Source organism: Rhodococcus sp. 06-221-2 (genome assembly GCF_002258365.1).
Classification (GTDB): Bacteria; Actinomycetota; Actinomycetes; order Mycobacteriales; family Mycobacteriaceae; genus Rhodococcoides; species Rhodococcoides fascians.
The window spans coordinates 296,935-310,780 of the sequence record NZ_NOYJ01000016.1 but is presented as its reverse complement, the minus strand read 5'-3'; the positions used below and the strand labels follow the sequence as shown (position 1 = coordinate 310,780).

Annotated in this window: 13 protein-coding genes; 3 read left to right on the top strand and 10 right to left on the bottom strand. The window is 63.8% G+C overall.

The window, feature by feature from the left end; all coding sequences use genetic code 11:
- Window positions 1-5: 5 nt before the first annotated feature.
- Window positions 6-1,169, bottom strand: a complete 1,164-nt coding sequence (locus CH281_RS09035) for a serine hydrolase domain-containing protein (RefSeq protein WP_057472888.1) — start codon at window positions 1,167-1,169, stop codon at window positions 6-8.
- Window positions 1,170-1,316: 147 nt separating this feature from the next.
- Here CH281_RS09035 and CH281_RS09030 point away from each other — a divergent pair, with 147 nt between their 5' ends.
- On the top strand, window positions 1,317-2,897 hold the full coding sequence (locus CH281_RS09030) for a long-chain-fatty-acid--CoA ligase (protein ID WP_094693824.1): 1,581 nt from the start codon (window positions 1,317-1,319) through the stop codon (window positions 2,895-2,897).
- A 37-nt stretch (window positions 2,898-2,934) separates the two neighbouring features.
- Window positions 2,935-4,278: an aspartate aminotransferase family protein gene (locus CH281_RS09025; RefSeq protein WP_057472500.1), complete on the top strand. Its 1,344-nt coding sequence runs from the start codon at window positions 2,935-2,937 to the stop codon at window positions 4,276-4,278.
- A 16-nt stretch (window positions 4,279-4,294) separates the two neighbouring features.
- On the opposite strand, the gene CH281_RS09020 is transcribed toward CH281_RS09025, so the two are convergent.
- The 8 genes from CH281_RS09020 to pdhA all read right to left on the bottom strand — a co-directional run bounded on the left by CH281_RS09020 (window position 4,295) and on the right by pdhA (window position 11,870).
- Complete coding sequence (locus CH281_RS09020) at window positions 4,295-4,594, bottom strand: winged helix-turn-helix transcriptional regulator (protein ID WP_094693822.1); 300 nt, start codon at window positions 4,592-4,594, stop codon at window positions 4,295-4,297.
- On the bottom strand, window positions 4,591-4,995 hold the full coding sequence (locus CH281_RS09015) for a VOC family protein (RefSeq protein ID WP_032373306.1): 405 nt from the start codon (window positions 4,993-4,995) through the stop codon (window positions 4,591-4,593). Before CH281_RS09015 ends, CH281_RS09020 begins: the two co-directional genes overlap by 4 nt.
- A gap of 101 nt (window positions 4,996-5,096) precedes the next feature.
- Complete coding sequence (locus CH281_RS09010) at window positions 5,097-5,888, bottom strand: zinc-binding dehydrogenase (RefSeq protein WP_162247510.1); 792 nt, start codon at window positions 5,886-5,888, stop codon at window positions 5,097-5,099.
- Window positions 5,889-6,154: 266 nt separating this feature from the next.
- Complete coding sequence (locus CH281_RS09005; RefSeq protein WP_057472503.1) at window positions 6,155-7,033, bottom strand: LysR family transcriptional regulator; 879 nt, start codon at window positions 7,031-7,033, stop codon at window positions 6,155-6,157.
- 103 nt (window positions 7,034-7,136) lie between these two features.
- Window positions 7,137-8,504 (bottom strand): dihydrolipoyl dehydrogenase, encoded by a 1,368-nt coding sequence (gene lpdA / locus CH281_RS09000; RefSeq protein WP_094693820.1) that lies wholly within the window; start codon window positions 8,502-8,504, stop codon window positions 7,137-7,139.
- Window positions 8,501-9,757: a dihydrolipoamide acetyltransferase family protein gene (locus CH281_RS08995; protein WP_094693818.1), complete on the bottom strand. Its 1,257-nt coding sequence runs from the start codon at window positions 9,755-9,757 to the stop codon at window positions 8,501-8,503. The genes lpdA and CH281_RS08995 overlap by 4 nt, the downstream gene beginning before the upstream one ends.
- Window positions 9,754-10,758 (bottom strand): alpha-ketoacid dehydrogenase subunit beta, encoded by a 1,005-nt coding sequence (locus CH281_RS08990; RefSeq protein ID WP_032392861.1) that lies wholly within the window; start codon window positions 10,756-10,758, stop codon window positions 9,754-9,756. Before CH281_RS08990 ends, CH281_RS08995 begins: the two co-directional genes overlap by 4 nt.
- A complete protein-coding gene (gene pdhA, locus CH281_RS08985; protein WP_032388016.1) occupies window positions 10,755-11,870 on the bottom strand; it encodes a pyruvate dehydrogenase (acetyl-transferring) E1 component subunit alpha in 1,116 nt (371 codons plus the stop codon). Before pdhA ends, CH281_RS08990 begins: the two co-directional genes overlap by 4 nt.
- Window positions 11,871-12,028: 158 nt before the next feature.
- On the opposite strand from pdhA, the gene CH281_RS08980 reads away from it, so the two are divergent.
- Window positions 12,029-12,514 carry an Lrp/AsnC family transcriptional regulator gene (locus CH281_RS08980; RefSeq protein ID WP_094693816.1) on the top strand — a complete coding sequence of 162 codons (486 nt, stop codon included), beginning with the start codon at window positions 12,029-12,031 and terminating at the stop codon, window positions 12,512-12,514.
- 28 nt (window positions 12,515-12,542) lie between these two features.
- On the opposite strand, the gene hppD is transcribed toward CH281_RS08980, so the two are convergent.
- Window positions 12,543-13,748, bottom strand: a complete 1,206-nt coding sequence (gene hppD / locus CH281_RS08975; RefSeq protein ID WP_048316976.1) for a 4-hydroxyphenylpyruvate dioxygenase — start codon at window positions 13,746-13,748, stop codon at window positions 12,543-12,545.
- Between the last annotated feature and the right edge of the window lie 98 nt (window positions 13,749-13,846).

Below are 13,846 nucleotides of genomic sequence, written 5' to 3'. Positions count from 1 at the left end.
GGCATTCACACCTGAGCGAGCGCCCTGACGAAGCAGACGTTCTCCTCGTTGCGGTTGGTCGCCTCGTCCGGGGCAGTGCCGTACGCACGATTGGCCGACAATTTCACCACGACGCGGCGTCGCGCTGGATTGACGTAGACGAGCTGGTTGTAGACGCCGATGGCGCTGAACTCGCCCTCGTCGCCTGCCGGGATCCACCACTGGTATCCGTAGCCCAAACCGATCTGCTCGCCGGCGGACACCGGCACACCGGGTGCGCGCATGGGGTCGTCGTAGTGGGTGGCGTCGCGGACCCACTGCTCCGATACGATCTGGCGACCGTCGATCTTACCTCCGTTGAGGAAGAGGTCACCGAGCCTGGCGAAGTCTCGGGCCGTGGCGTTGAGGCAGGCGTAGGCCTGCTCGATGCCGACCGCATCGATCAGCCAGTAACTGGGTGCCTCGAAGCCGAGAGGCTCGACGAGCTTTTCGTGCATGTAGTCCGACAGAGTCCGGCCGGTCGCCTTGATGACGAGCAGTCCCAGTGCCTGTGTTTCTCCCGAGTTGTACCGGCAGACAGTACCGGGCTCGGATTCACGCACCATGTTGGCGACGAAGTCTTCGAGCGCCCCAATACCTGCCATCGCTGCCGTAAGGCCGAAGATGTCGGACTCGGGATTCGAGTAGTCCTCGTTCCACCGGGCCCCCGAGGACATCCGCAGCACGTCCTTGATCGAGACTCCGTCGTAAGCGGAGCCCGGCCGAACCTTGATGTAGTCGCTGATCGGCTGCTCGAGGCTTTCGATGTGCCCCTCTTCCAGGGCGATACCGACCAGCGTGGACACGAAGCTCTTCGCTACCGACATCGAAATCCACGGCACGTCGACACCACCGGTCAACGCGTAACGCTCGTAACGGATTTCACCGTCCTCGATCATGAGTAGAGCGGCCGTGTCGGTCTCGACGAAGAACTCCTCGAACGATTTCGTCTCACCGTCCCACAGGAAGGATTCCGGCGCGGATACCTGCGCACCCGTCTTCCACGGTCGAGGAGATCCGGAGGGCACCATCCGCATCGATGGCAGCAGCTGCGCCATTCGGTTGAAGTTCTCGTGCTGGGGCACTCCGGTGAACAGTCCGATGGACTGTAGGGCGGTCAGCGGGTCGGTTGTCTGAGGTTCGGTGGTCATGTGGTCTCCAAGCGTCAGGGCCTCGAAGGGCAGTTCGATCGCCGTCACTTTATGCGTACCGATCGGTTAGCACAATGGGTTTGCACCCCCGATTTCGTTCGCCTGAAACTCTTGTCCTAACCGATCGGTACGTATACATTTCAGCTCATGCCCGCTCTCCCCACGTCGACAGCGACGAACTTGGCCCACCTGCTCGAGGCGTCTGCGGCCGCCTACGGAACTCGCACCGCGATCGTTGTGGCGGGAGAATCGCTGACGTACGCAGAGCTCGACGGTCAGGCCAACCAGGTGGCCAACCTGCTGGCGGCGCGGGGGGTGCGACCTGGCGATCGGGTCGCGCTGTCGTGCCCGACCATCCCGTCGTTCACGGTCGTCTACTTCGCGATCCTCAAGGCCGGGGCCGTCGTGGTTCCCCTGAACATATTGCTCACGCCGCGCGAGATCGCTTATCACCTCGACGATTCGGACGCCGAGATGCTCGTGGCCTTCGAAGGCACTTCCGAGTTGCCGATCGGCGCGAACGCTCGTGCAGCATTCGACGCCGCGCCCAAATGCAAGCACCTTCTGTTGATCGAGCCGGACCCCGGGAATGCGACGGCTACGACGATCCGGGAAGCCGACGGAGCCACTACCCCGACGCACTCGAGCACGTTCGCTCCTGTGCCGCGCGGCACCGACGATGTGGCCGTCATGTTCTACACCTCGGGTACGACGGGCCGGCCGAAAGGGGCCGAGCTGCGTCACCGCAACATCATCGACAACGTCATGCTCGGGCGAGAGCTGTTCCGCTCGGACGCTGACGACCCCGACACCTACTTGTGTCTGCTGCCACTGTTTCACGCCTTCGGCCAGGTCGTGATTCAGAACGGGGCGCTGGCATTCGGCGGGACGCTGGTGATGCTGCCGCGGTTCGAGCCCAATGCTGCGCTCGACCTGATGACCGAGCACCGCGTCACGTTCTTCGGGGGTGTTCCGACGATGTACTGGGGGATGCTCGCAGCACTCGACGACAGCGTCGATGTCGAGCGAATCGCTGCCCACCTCCGGGTTGCGGTGTCCGGTGGTGCTGCGCTGCCAGGAGAAATCCACAAGCAGTTCAGGGAGCGCTTCGGCGTGACGATCCTCGAGGGCTACGGCATGTCGGAGACGTCACCTGTCATCGCGTTCTCGGTGTTCGGCGAGGAACCCCACGTCGGGTCGATCGGAAAGCCGATACCCGGAGTGCAGATGAAACTGATCAACGACGACTGGTCCGATGTCGAGCCCGAGCCGACCGCGATCGGAGAAATTGCGATCAAGGGCCACAACGTGATGAAGGGCTACTACAACCGCCCCGAGGCCACGACCGAGGCCATCCGAGACGGATGGTTCCGCTCGGGCGACCTGGGCAAGAAGGATGAGAACGGCTTCTACTACATCGTCGACCGCAGCAAGGACATGATCATCCGCGGCGGCTACAACGTCTACCCGCGTGAGATCGAAGAAATCTTCATGACGCACCCGGCGGTCTCGCTCGTCGCGGTCATCGGCATTCCGAACGACCAGCACGGCGAGGAGGTCAAGGCCGTCGTGGTCAAGAACCCCGGTCATGACGACGTCTCCGAGGCCGACCTCGTCGCATGGGGCAAGGACCAGTTCGCGGCCTACAAGTATTCCCGCCTGGTGCAGTTTCTCGATCAGTTGCCGATGACGTCGACCGGCAAGATCCTCAAGCGCGAGCTCAACTGAGCGTTACCCGCCCACCCCAACCGAGAACGGACACGTCATGACCTTGACCCTGGAATCGAGTCTCGCGCGGTTCTCGCAGCGGTTCTCCAGCTCCGCCGAGCTCGCCGAGGCTGGTACGAAGATCGTGCCGGGCGGCTATTCCCGCAGCTCGTTCAACTTCGGACCACACGCGATCTACGTCGAGCACGGCGACGGCGCGTACATCACGACCGTCGAAGGCCACCGCCTGCTCGATCTGAACAACAACTTCACGACCAACGTTCTCGGACACAACCCGCCCACGGTGCGGGCGGCTCTGCACCGTGCCATCGACACCGGAGTGTCGTTCGGCAACCCTGTGGAGGCCGAGACCGAGTTGGCGCGAATGATCTCCGACCGAATCGCGTCGATCGACAAGGTCAAGTTCTCGTGCTCGGCGTCGGAATCGGCACTGACTGCGGTCCGCATCGCGCGCGCTTACACCGGGCGTACCGCGATCGCGAAGTTCGAGGGCGGCTATCACGGGTTCACCGATGCACTTCAGGTGTCGTGGCATCCGAGCAGTGGGGGTGACGCCGGTCCCGATGCGTATCCGACGCCCCTGCCCGACAGCGCGGGCATCCCGCAGGTGGACGTCGACAACATCGTGCCCCTCACCCAGAACGATTGGGAGGGAACAGAAGCCATCCTGCGCGCTCGAGCATCCGACGTCGCCTGCGTCATCCTCGAACTCGAAAGCGCCTCCGGCGGTTTGGTGACACTCGACGACGATTTCGTCTCCCGACTCCGGGACTTGACGACCGAGCTGGGGATCGTGATGATCGTCGACGAGACGGTCACGCTGCGGGCGGGCGTGGGTGGCATGCAAGCCGATTACGGTGTGCTGCCCGATCTGACGATCATGGGCAAGATCATCGGCGGCGGGTTCCCGCTCGGTGCCGTCGGCGGCTCGGCCGAGGTGATGTCGGTGCTCGACAGCGGCCTGGTCTCGATCTCCGGGACTCACCACGGCCACAAAATCTCCGTGGCCGCAGGCATCGCAACGCTCGAGCAACTCGACGAGGCGGCGTTCGAGCGTCTCAATGCGATGGCGGCCAGGGTACTGCGGGATCTCGACGACTGGAGCCGCGCCCGAAACAGCGCGTTCACGGTGTACGGTCGGGGGATTTCCCATCTGGCGTACGGCTACATGAACGAGCCAGGGCTCGTAGTCCGCACCCACCGTGATCACTGGCGTCACCTCGACGGCGACCGGACCCAGACCATCTCGCTCGAGCTCGCCAACCGGGGCTTCTTCCCCGTTGCCCGCGGCGACTTCTCACTGTCCCTGGCCATGGGCGTCGACGACATCTCGGCCTTCATCGAGGTGACCAAGGAGATCGTCCGCGACATCGAAGGTTGATCGGGAGTAGCGCCCGCTATCGCGAATCGATTTGTGGTGCAGCTTGTTTGCCCCAGTGCTCGAGTGCGGAAATTGCGTCACGCAGGGCGAGACCTCTTTCGGTCAGCCCGTACGCGCGAGTGTTGTGCCGAAGGGGAAGACGGGTCAACACTCCTGCCGCTTCGAGTTCGCGCAGCCGGGTAGCGAGCATGTTCGTCGGTACTCCGAGGTCGCGCTGCAGATCGCCGTACCGTTGCGGTTCCTCGAGCAGTCGCTCGACAATGAGAAGTGCCCACCGGGCACCGACGATGTCGAGGGCGGCGGCGAGGTCGCTCATTCGGCCGTATCGGTGTCCGGCTTCATCCAGAACGGCGAGTAGTGGTAGCCGTCGAGGTCGTCGAACTGACGTTGATACATGAAGGCGTAGTCATCGATGTCTCCGATGCGTCCACCGGCAGCGCCGGCCCGCTCGGTGAGCTCGTCGACCGCCTCGCGGCTACCGAGGTCGAACGAGACCGTGACCTTCGATGGGGTGTCGGGTCCGCCGATCAGCTCCTCGGTGCCGCCCACGCTCGCATACATCTCGCGGCTTCCGAGCATGACGTACTGCCCCGGTGTGATGGCGAAGCACGACACGTTGTGGTCGGACATCTCGGGGTTGAGCGTCCAGCCGAGGGCTGTGTAAAAGGCGGTTGCGCGCTCGACGTTCTCGACGGGACAGGTGATGAACAGGCTCATGCCCTCATGCTTGCAAAATGCAAGTGCGGCGTCAAGGGCTGAACTCGCCGACCGTTCCAGCACTTCACCGAGCTGTCCCCTGGGTGATCAGTGATGCAGTGTCAGTGGCGAATCGTCAATACAGCTTTTCCGCCGGGCAATTCGCGTCGTGTCATCAGTTCGATGACATGAGTGAGTTCCGACCAATCGACGCAGTACCCGGGTGTCGGATCGAGACGGCCGTCGGCGGCCAATCTCACGAGCAATTCGAGGTCCTCGTGTTCGGGGTACTCGACTGCATACGACATGTAGTTGGTGATCGTCGCGCCCTCGTGACCCATGAACGAGAAGACATCGAGCTCGGCCTTGGTGCAAGAACTGTTGCCGATCATGACCAGCGTGCCACGGGGTGCCAGCACGGACAGTGCCGCTTCGAGTACTGTGCCGCCAACGGATTCGATGATCAGATCGAAGGGACCTGATGCATCCGACGGGGTAGTAGTGACCTCGGTTGCTCCGAGTTCGATCAGTTCGCTGGCTTCGTTCTCGCCGGCTGTCGTGGTCGCTGTGACCGACGCACCTGCGGCACTTGCCAATTGGATCTGAAATCGACCCACGCCGCCGTTGGCACCGGTCATCAGGACCTTGCGTCCCAGGAGGTCGCCACCCATACGCACAGTGCGTAGCGCGGTCAGCCCCGCCATCGGTAGAGCGGCAGCGATGTTGGTGCCCAACGTATCCGGGAGGACTGCCATTCGGTCGGTGCGCACGGCCGCGAGTTCGGACCATCCGGCTCCGTCGACCATTCCGACGATCGGTGTGCCTGCTTGGGGTCCGCTCCCGTTTGCGGCCGCCTCGATCACGACGCCACTGATGTCCTGGCCGGGTCGCCAGCCGTGGTCCCTCGCGGCCATGAGGGACAGTTCCCCGCGGTTGACTGAGAACGAATGGATCTGCACCAGAGCCTCATCGGCGGCCGGCTTCGGATCTTCGGCTTCGACGCGTTGGACGGGGGTATCAGAGTCAGGGGTATTGATCGTCGTGTACATCGGCGTATCCGATCTCGTCGTGTGGTCACACCGAAAGGGTGTGAATCTGTACGACGACGAGTCAACGCCGATCCGTCGGTGTGAACCAGAAGCAATTCGTGCACTCAGCGTTCACGAAAAACAATCGGAGGTCAGATGCGGGCGCACGCTTCGGCCAGGGCGTCGACGAGTGTGGTCCGTTCTCGTACCGCCAGCCACATCTGCACGGCCATGCCAGGATCGGTCACGGGCCGGAAGGTGACGCGTTCGGCCGACAGCGCTTGTGCTGAGCCCTCGTACATAGCTGTCCACGATGGTGGTCCCGAGCCGAGTTCGAGCACTGTCGCTTGTAGATCTCGGAATGGAATTCCCGTGGCCGGCTCGAACCCGGCGTCCGCACAAGCACGGAGCACGGTGGCGGCGAAGGCGGGGTTCTGCTCGGACGGAATCAGACGCAGCGGAAGGTCCGCCAGATCAGATAGCGTGAGATCGGGTTTGGAAGCCAGTGGGTGGCGGGTGGGAATCGCAACGACGATCCGGTCGAACCACGCCGGAATCATCTCCAGATCGTGATCGTTCCTGGGCAGGCGAACAAGTGCGGCGTCGAGTGCTCCCGAACGAACAGCGTCGAGTTGCTCCCACACCTGCCCGATTTCCAGTGTGACGAGCAGATCGGGAAACTGAGTTCCAAGGTGGTCCAGCACCAAATCGACGCGAGTGCCCGAGCCTCCAGCTATTCCCAGTCGCAGGTGTGGTGGCCCGTCCGGCTCATCGGAGCGAGATTGCACAGTCGCCGCGGCGTGTGCCACCGCGTCGAGCACTGCATGAGCCTCTGGGACCAGCCTGCACCCGGCGGGGGTGAGTGTCACCTGACGTTTGGACCTGTCGAACAGCGGCTGACCCAGCTCGTGTTCGAGCCTTCGTATCTGTTGACTGACCACGGCCTGGACCACGTGCAGTCGCTCCGCCGAACGGGCGAAATGCAGTTCTTCGGCGACCACTAGAAAGTACCTGAGCTGCTTGATCTCCATGTCGAAAGCGCCCCCTGCTCGGACCCCGCGTTCATAGAACCTACCGATCAGTATCCAGTGTGAACCGCTCGTCCGCCGGATGGAGAGACATCACCACCAATGCTCAGCTGTGCGCATGCAACGGCCTACCCGACAGCGCCATCATTGCCTCACCAAGTGCTTCGTTCTGCGTGGGGTGGGCGTGCACGAAGCTGCCGACCTCGGACGGCAGTGCTTCCCATGCCACCGCGAGTTGCGCCTCGCCGATCAGCTCGCCCACGCGGTCACCGACGAGGTGGACACCCACAACAGGGCCGTCCTCACGTGCGCGAATAACCTTGACTCCGCCCGCGGTGGAGAGAATGCGGCTCTTGCCGTTGCCGCCGAGGTCGTAGACCACCGACGTCACGGTGCCGTACTTCTCCTCCGCTGCCTTCTCGGTGAGTCCCACCGATGCCACCTCCGGATGCGAATACGTCACGCGCGGAACGAGATCGCCGTCGATACGTGCCGGCGCGAGTCCGGCAATGTGCTCGGCGACGAACATGCCGTGTTGGAATCCGCGGTGAGCCAACTGATAGCCCGCCACGATGTCGCCGACGGCATAAACGCCCGCCGCGGTGGTGAGCAGGTTGTCGTCCACAGTGACGAAGCCCCGTTCGGTGTCGATGCCCTGTTCGGCCAGGCCGAGGCCGTCGGTGTGAGGTCCGCGTCCGACGGAGACCAGCACGAGATCGGCGTCGAGGGTGTCCCCGGACGACAATGACACAGAGACTGCGTCGGCGGACTCGGTGACGGTCTCGACCTTGGTGCCGGTACGAATGTCGATGCCGCGTTTGCGCAATGCCTTGGTCAGCTGCTTCGAGGACCATTCGTCCTCACCCGGAACGATGCGATCGAGGGCCTCGACGACGGTGACCTTGGCGCCGAAAGAGGCCCAGATGCTGGCGAATTCGATGCCGATGACTCCGCCGCCCAGCACGACGACGGACTCCGGTACTCGGTCGAGCGCCAATGCGTCGTCGCTGGTGAGAACGCGAGGTCCAAGCTCGATGCCCGGAATGGTGCGCGAATACGACCCGGTCGCGAGGACCAGCGAAGACCCGGTGATGCGTCGCCCATCGACTTCGACGGTACGAGGACCGACCACCTGACCCCGGCCCGAGACGATCTCGATGCCCGGTCGCTTCAGCAAGCCCTGCAGTCCTGAGTACAGGCCGGCGACCACGCTGCGCTGATACTCCAGTGCCGCAGGCATATCCACACCCGTCAACGATGCCGTGACGCCGACGTGCGCCGCACCGCGGACCGCATCGGCAACCTCCGCCGTGTGCAGCAGAGCCTTGGTGGGGATGCACCCGCGATGGAGGCACGTGCCGCCGAGCTTGTCCTCCTCGACCAATGCGACCGTCAGGCCGAGTTGCTCGGCGCGCAGGGCGCAGGAGTACCCACCTGATCCGCCACCGAGGATGAGAACGTCCACGTCGCTCATCGAACGGATCCCAGTGCCACGACGGGGTTCTCGACGAAATCGGCCACGGTGCGCAAGAAACCGCCGGCCACTCCGCCGTCGCACACGCGGTGATCGAACGCCAATGACAGCTGCGCAACCTTGCGGACGGCCAATTGGCCGTCGACCACCCACGGGCGGTCGATGATGCGTCCGATGCCCAGGATCGCGGCTTCGGGATGGTTGATGATCGCGGCCGAGCCGTCTACCCCGAACACTCCGTAGTTGTTGAGGGTGAACGTTCCGCCGCTCAGTCGAGCTGCGGGCAGGGAGCCGGTTCGAGCGAGCTCGGTCAGCTCGGCCAACCGCTCGGAGAGCTCCTTCAGATCGGCTTTGTCGGCCTGCGGCACAACAGGAACCATGAGTCCGCGATCGGTCTGCGCGGCAATGCCGAGTCCGACGTTCTCGTAGCGCAGAATCTCGCCCGCCGCAGTATCGACCGTGCTGTTGAGCTCGGGGAACTTGGACAGCGCGATCATCGTCAGCTTTGCCAGCACCGCTAGCAGCGTCACCTTCACGCCGTCGATGGAGGCGTCGAGGTCACGTCGGGCTTGCAGCAGAGCCGTCGCGTCGACGTCGACCCAGACGGTCGCCTCGGGAATTTCCGCACGACTGCGAGAGAGTTTGTCGGCGATGGTCTTACGGATCCCGGTGATGGGTATTCGCGTGACGCCCTCCGACGAGGAAGCAACGGGCGAACCGGCCAAGGCACGCTCGACATCGGCGCGGGTGATGACGCCATGACTGCCGGCGACATCGATAGACGCCAGATCCAGCCCACCCTGCAGTGCCATGCTCCGAACAATGGGGGAGAGCACCTTCGGTGCATGTGAGTGGAAATTCGTAGTCTGGGTCGAGTTTCCACTCACGTGCGAAGCTCTTTTTCGACGGCCGGTCGGGCCGTGTCCCGTGCCATAGCCGATCAGCACATTTCCTGAGCCGGCGCGTTCTTCTTCGCGGTATCGCTCGTGGGCTGCAGGCGTATCGGCGACGGCACCGCCGGTGATGCTGATGAGCGGTGCGCCGACGGCGAGTGAGGTGCCCTCGGCCGCATGCAGTTCGCCGACAACGCCCTCGAACGGGCAGGGCACCTCGACGGAGGCTTTCGCCGTCTCGACCTCGACGACGACCTGATCGATGGTGACGGTATCGCCGGGCTTGACCTTCCACTCCACGATCTCGGCCTCGGTCAGTCCTTCACCGAGGTCGGGGAGCAGGAATACCTGCATGCTCATACCGTGACCGCCTTGCTGAGGTCGGGCGCATCGTTCCACTGCAGTCGGTCGATGGCATCGAGCACACGGTCGGCGGACGGCAGGTGGAAGTGTTCGAGTTTCGGTGCCGGGTAGGGAATGTCGAGTCCGGTCACCCGCAGTACCGGCGCGTGCAGGTGGTGGAAGCAGCGCTCGGAGACGCGCGAGGCGATCTCCGCCGCGACGCCGGAAAACCCCTGCGCTTCCTGAATCACGATGCAGCGTCCGGTCTTCCGTACCGATGCTGCGACGGTCTCGTCGTCGAACGGATTGATCGACCGCAGATCGACCACCTCGACGCTCCGGCCGTCTTCGGCCGCGAACTCAGCGGCCTGCATAGCCACCGACACGGTGGGGCCGTAGGCGAGAAGCGTGACGTCGGTACCGGCACGGCGCACGACGGCGGTGCCGATCGGCTCGGTCTTGGTCAGGTCGATGTCGTCCTTCGAAAAGTACAGCCGCTTCGGTTCGAGGAAGATCACCGGATCGGGATCGGCGATGGCGTCACGCATCAGCGAATACGCGTCGGCCACGGTGGACGGGGAGACGACCTTCAGGCCCGGGGTGTGGGCGTAGTAGGCCTCGGACGAGTCGCAGTGATGCTCGACGCCGCCGATACCTCCCGCGAACGGGATTCGGATGACCATCGGCGCGGTGAGTGATCCGCGAGTTCTGTTGCGCAGCTTGGCAACATGGGACACGATCTGCTCGAAAGCCGGGTAGGCAAAGGCGTCGAACTGCATCTCGACGACGGGCTTGTAGCCCGACATCGCCATGCCGATCGCGAATCCGACGATGCCGGACTCCGCGAGCGGGGTGTCGAAGCAACGATCGTCACCGAAGTCTCGGGTCAGTCCGTCGGTGACACGAAAGACGCCGCCGAGCGTGCCGACATCCTCGCCGAACACGACGACCTTCTCGTCCTCGGTCAACGCGTCGCGCAGGGCGGCGTTGAGGGCTCCGGCCATGGTCATCGTGGTCATGACAGTTCTCCTGCTGCGATCTCGGCGGCGACCTGATTTCGCTGTTCGATCAGGCCGGGGGTGGGGGAGGAGTAGACGAACCGGAACAGATCCTCGGGGTCGACGTCCTGCTCGACGTTCATGCCCGCGCGAAGTGCCGCGGCATCCGCGTCGGCGGATACCGTCATCTGCTCGCGCAGGTCGTCGGTGAGCAGACCCTGGGCTTCCAGGTAGGAATCGAGGCGCGAGAGCGGATCTCGGGCCAGCCACCCTTCCACCTCGTCTGCCTTGCGGTAGCGCGTGGCGTCGTCGGCATTGGTGTGGGCGTCCATGCGGTAGGTGTGCGCCTCGACGACCACCGGTCCCTTGCCTGCTCGGACGTACTTCACGGCCTCGTCCATCACGGCCATCATCGCGATCGGGTCGTTGCCGTCGACCTGCTCGCTGCCGATGCCGTAGCCGACACCCTTGTGCGACAACGACGGAGCTGCAGTCTGACGCGCGAGGGGAACGCTGATGGCGAATCCGTTGTTCTGGACCAGGAAAATCACAGGTGCGCGGAACACCGCGGCAAAGTTCAGGGCCTCGTGGAAGTCGCCCTCACTGGTTGCTCCGTCACCGCAGAACGCGAGGGCGATGGTGTCTCGTCCCTGCTTGGCCTCGGCGTAGGCGAAACCGGTCGCGTGCAGCAATTGTGTTGCCAGAGGAGTGCATTGGGGAGCGACCTTGTAGGCGGTGGGATCGTAGCCGCAGTGCCAGTACCCGGCGAGCATGCCGAGCAGCTCCACCTGGTCGACGCCTCGCGCCGCGAGAGCCATCGAGTCACGGTACGTCGGGAACATCCAGTCCTGTTCACCCAGGCAGAGGGCTGCGGCGATCTGGCAGGCTTCCTGGCCGCGCGAGGACGGGTAGACCGCAAGCCGACCCTGTTTGGTCAATGCCGTTGCCTGCTGGTCGAATCGGCGGCCGTGCACCATCGAGCGGTACATCTCGAGCAGGCGCTCGTTCGACGGGTGTGCGTAGCGGGCGGCACTGTCCACGCCCGTCCCATCGGGTGCGAGGTACTGCACGGGACGGTCGGCAGGCATGAACTGTTGGTAGGACGTTGCCGGAACCTTCTCGACGGTCGTCATGGGGCATTCTCCTGAGATCGGCTTGTACGGTGATTCTGGCCGAATCGGTGAGGAGGAAGTCCAATGGTCGTAGGATTGCAGACATATTGCCGACATTTCAGGTACGAACTGACTATCTGTCGGATCGGCGTAGCGAACCACCAGGTAGGAGCGGACGAATGGACGACGTCTCGAGACGTGTGGAATTGGACGACACGGATCGTCGCATCCTCGCCGAGCTGACTGCCGACGGGCGGGTCTCGATGCGGGTGCTGGCCGATCGATTGAATCTCTCTCGGGCACATACCTATACACGGGTGGACAGGCTCAAGGATGCGGGTGTCATCGAACGGTTCACCGTGCAGGTGGATCACGGGGCGTCCGGGCTAGGGACCTCGGCGTTCATCGCGTTGTCGATCCGTCAGGATTCGTGGCGCAGTGTGTCCGAGGGGTTGCGGTCGATGGAATTCGTCGACCACTTCAGTTTGCTCGGAGGGGATTTCGACGTGCTGGTACTCATCAGGACTCCCGACAACGAGAGCCTGCGGCAAGTCGTGCTGGAGGGCCTGCAATCGCTCGACGGCGTCCGGGCGACGCGCACGTGGTTGATCTTCGACGAGGACCGAGGTGGTCTGGGACGAACTGCGCCGCCCACCGATCGCTGACAGTGGGCGGCGTCGTTCGGGGTACGGGTCAGAAGTTGCCGCGAGCGTCCTGCTCACGTTCGATGGCCTCGAACAGTGCCTTGAAGTTGCCGATGCCGAAGCCGAGCGAGCCGTGGCGTTCGATCATCTCGAAGAACACCGTCGGGCGATCGACCAGCGGCTTGGTGAAGATCTGCAGTAGGTACCCGTCCTCGTCTCGGTCGACGAGAATTCCGCGCTTCTGCAACTCTTCGATCGGCACTCGGACCTTACCGATACGGGCTCGCAGTGCGGGATCCTCGTAGTACGAATCAGGAGTGGCGAGAAATTCGACGCCCGCCGCGCGGAGCGCATCGACCGAAGACAGGATGTCGTTGGTCGCCAGCGCCAGATGCTGTGCGCCCGGGCCGCGGTAGAAATCCAGGTACTCGTCGATCTGTGAGCGCTTCTTCGCGATGGCCGGCTCGTTCAGCGGGAACTTCACTCGGTGGTTGCCGTTGGAGACGACCTTGCTCATCAAGGCCGAGTAGTCGGTGGCGATGTCGGCCCCGACGAACTCGGCCATGTTCGTGAAGCCCATGACGCGGTGGTAGAAGTCGACCCACTCGTCCATCTTGCCGAGCTCGACATTGCCGACCACGTGATCGAGAGCCTGGAAGATGCGCTTGGGAGCGCCCTCCGGTCGCTGCAACGTCGACGTGCGTGGCACATAACCGGGGAGGTAGGTGCCGGTGTAGCGGGATCGGTCGACGAGCGTGTGTCGGGTGTCCCCGTAGGTCGCGATGGCCGCGGTGCGGACCGTGCCGTGCTCGTCGGACATGTCGGTCGGTTCTTGTAGTACGCGCGCGCCCTGGGCTCGCGCATGTTCGATGCACCGGTCCACGTCCGGCACGGCCAGCGCAATGTCGACGACGCCGTCGCCGTGGCGCGTGTGGTGTGCGACCAGTTCGCTGTCGGGGTCGACGGCTCCCTTGATGACGAAACGCACTGCGCCGGACTTGAGCACGTACGCGTGGTGGTCGCGTTGGCCAGTGGTCGGGCCCGAGTACGCAACGAGCTCCATGCCGAAGGCGGACTGGAAGAAGTGCGCGGTCTGCGTCGCGTTGCCGACCACCCACACGATGGCGTCCCAGCCACTGACGGGAAAGGGATCTCGCTTGTCGTCGTACTCCACGAGTCCGACTAGCTGCCGCAGCTGATCGGCGTCGAGATCGGCGAGCTTCTCGTCGTCGTTGAGGATGTTGTCGAGGCTCATGAAAGCTCCTGGTTGGTCCGAGTGAGGCACACTGTTCCGCCCAGCCCAACATCGCGGTGCTGGGGAGTCAATCGACGCCTGAATAGCTGTCCGTGCTG

Bases quoted from the DNA above. Each gene is read 5' to 3' on its own strand.
- CH281_RS09035 (WP_057472888.1), bottom strand. From the start codon at position 1,169: ATGACCACCGAACCTCAGACAACCGACCCGCTGACCGCCCTACAGTCC.
- CH281_RS09030 (WP_094693824.1), top strand. From the start codon at position 1,317: ATGCCCGCTCTCCCCACGTCGACAGCGACGAACTTGGCCCACCTGCTC.
- CH281_RS09025 (WP_057472500.1), top strand. From the start codon at position 2,935: ATGACCTTGACCCTGGAATCGAGTCTCGCGCGGTTCTCGCAGCGGTTC.
- CH281_RS09020 (WP_094693822.1), bottom strand. From the start codon at position 4,594: ATGAGCGACCTCGCCGCCGCCCTCGACATCGTCGGTGCCCGGTGGGCA.
- CH281_RS09015 (WP_032373306.1), bottom strand. From the start codon at position 4,995: ATGAGCCTGTTCATCACCTGTCCCGTCGAGAACGTCGAGCGCGCAACC.
- CH281_RS09010 (WP_162247510.1), bottom strand. From the start codon at position 5,888: ATGGCCGCGAGGGACCACGGCTGGCGACCCGGCCAGGACATCAGTGGC.
- CH281_RS09005 (WP_057472503.1), bottom strand. From the start codon at position 7,033: ATGGAGATCAAGCAGCTCAGGTACTTTCTAGTGGTCGCCGAAGAACTG.
- lpdA (WP_094693820.1), bottom strand. From the start codon at position 8,504: ATGAGCGACGTGGACGTTCTCATCCTCGGTGGCGGATCAGGTGGGTAC.
- CH281_RS08995 (WP_094693818.1), bottom strand. From the start codon at position 9,757: ATGAGCATGCAGGTATTCCTGCTCCCCGACCTCGGTGAAGGACTGACC.
- CH281_RS08990 (WP_032392861.1), bottom strand. From the start codon at position 10,758: ATGACCACGATGACCATGGCCGGAGCCCTCAACGCCGCCCTGCGCGAC.
- pdhA (WP_032388016.1), bottom strand. From the start codon at position 11,870: ATGACGACCGTCGAGAAGGTTCCGGCAACGTCCTACCAACAGTTCATG.
- CH281_RS08980 (WP_094693816.1), top strand. From the start codon at position 12,029: ATGGACGACGTCTCGAGACGTGTGGAATTGGACGACACGGATCGTCGC.
- hppD (WP_048316976.1), bottom strand. From the start codon at position 13,748: ATGAGCCTCGACAACATCCTCAACGACGACGAGAAGCTCGCCGATCTC.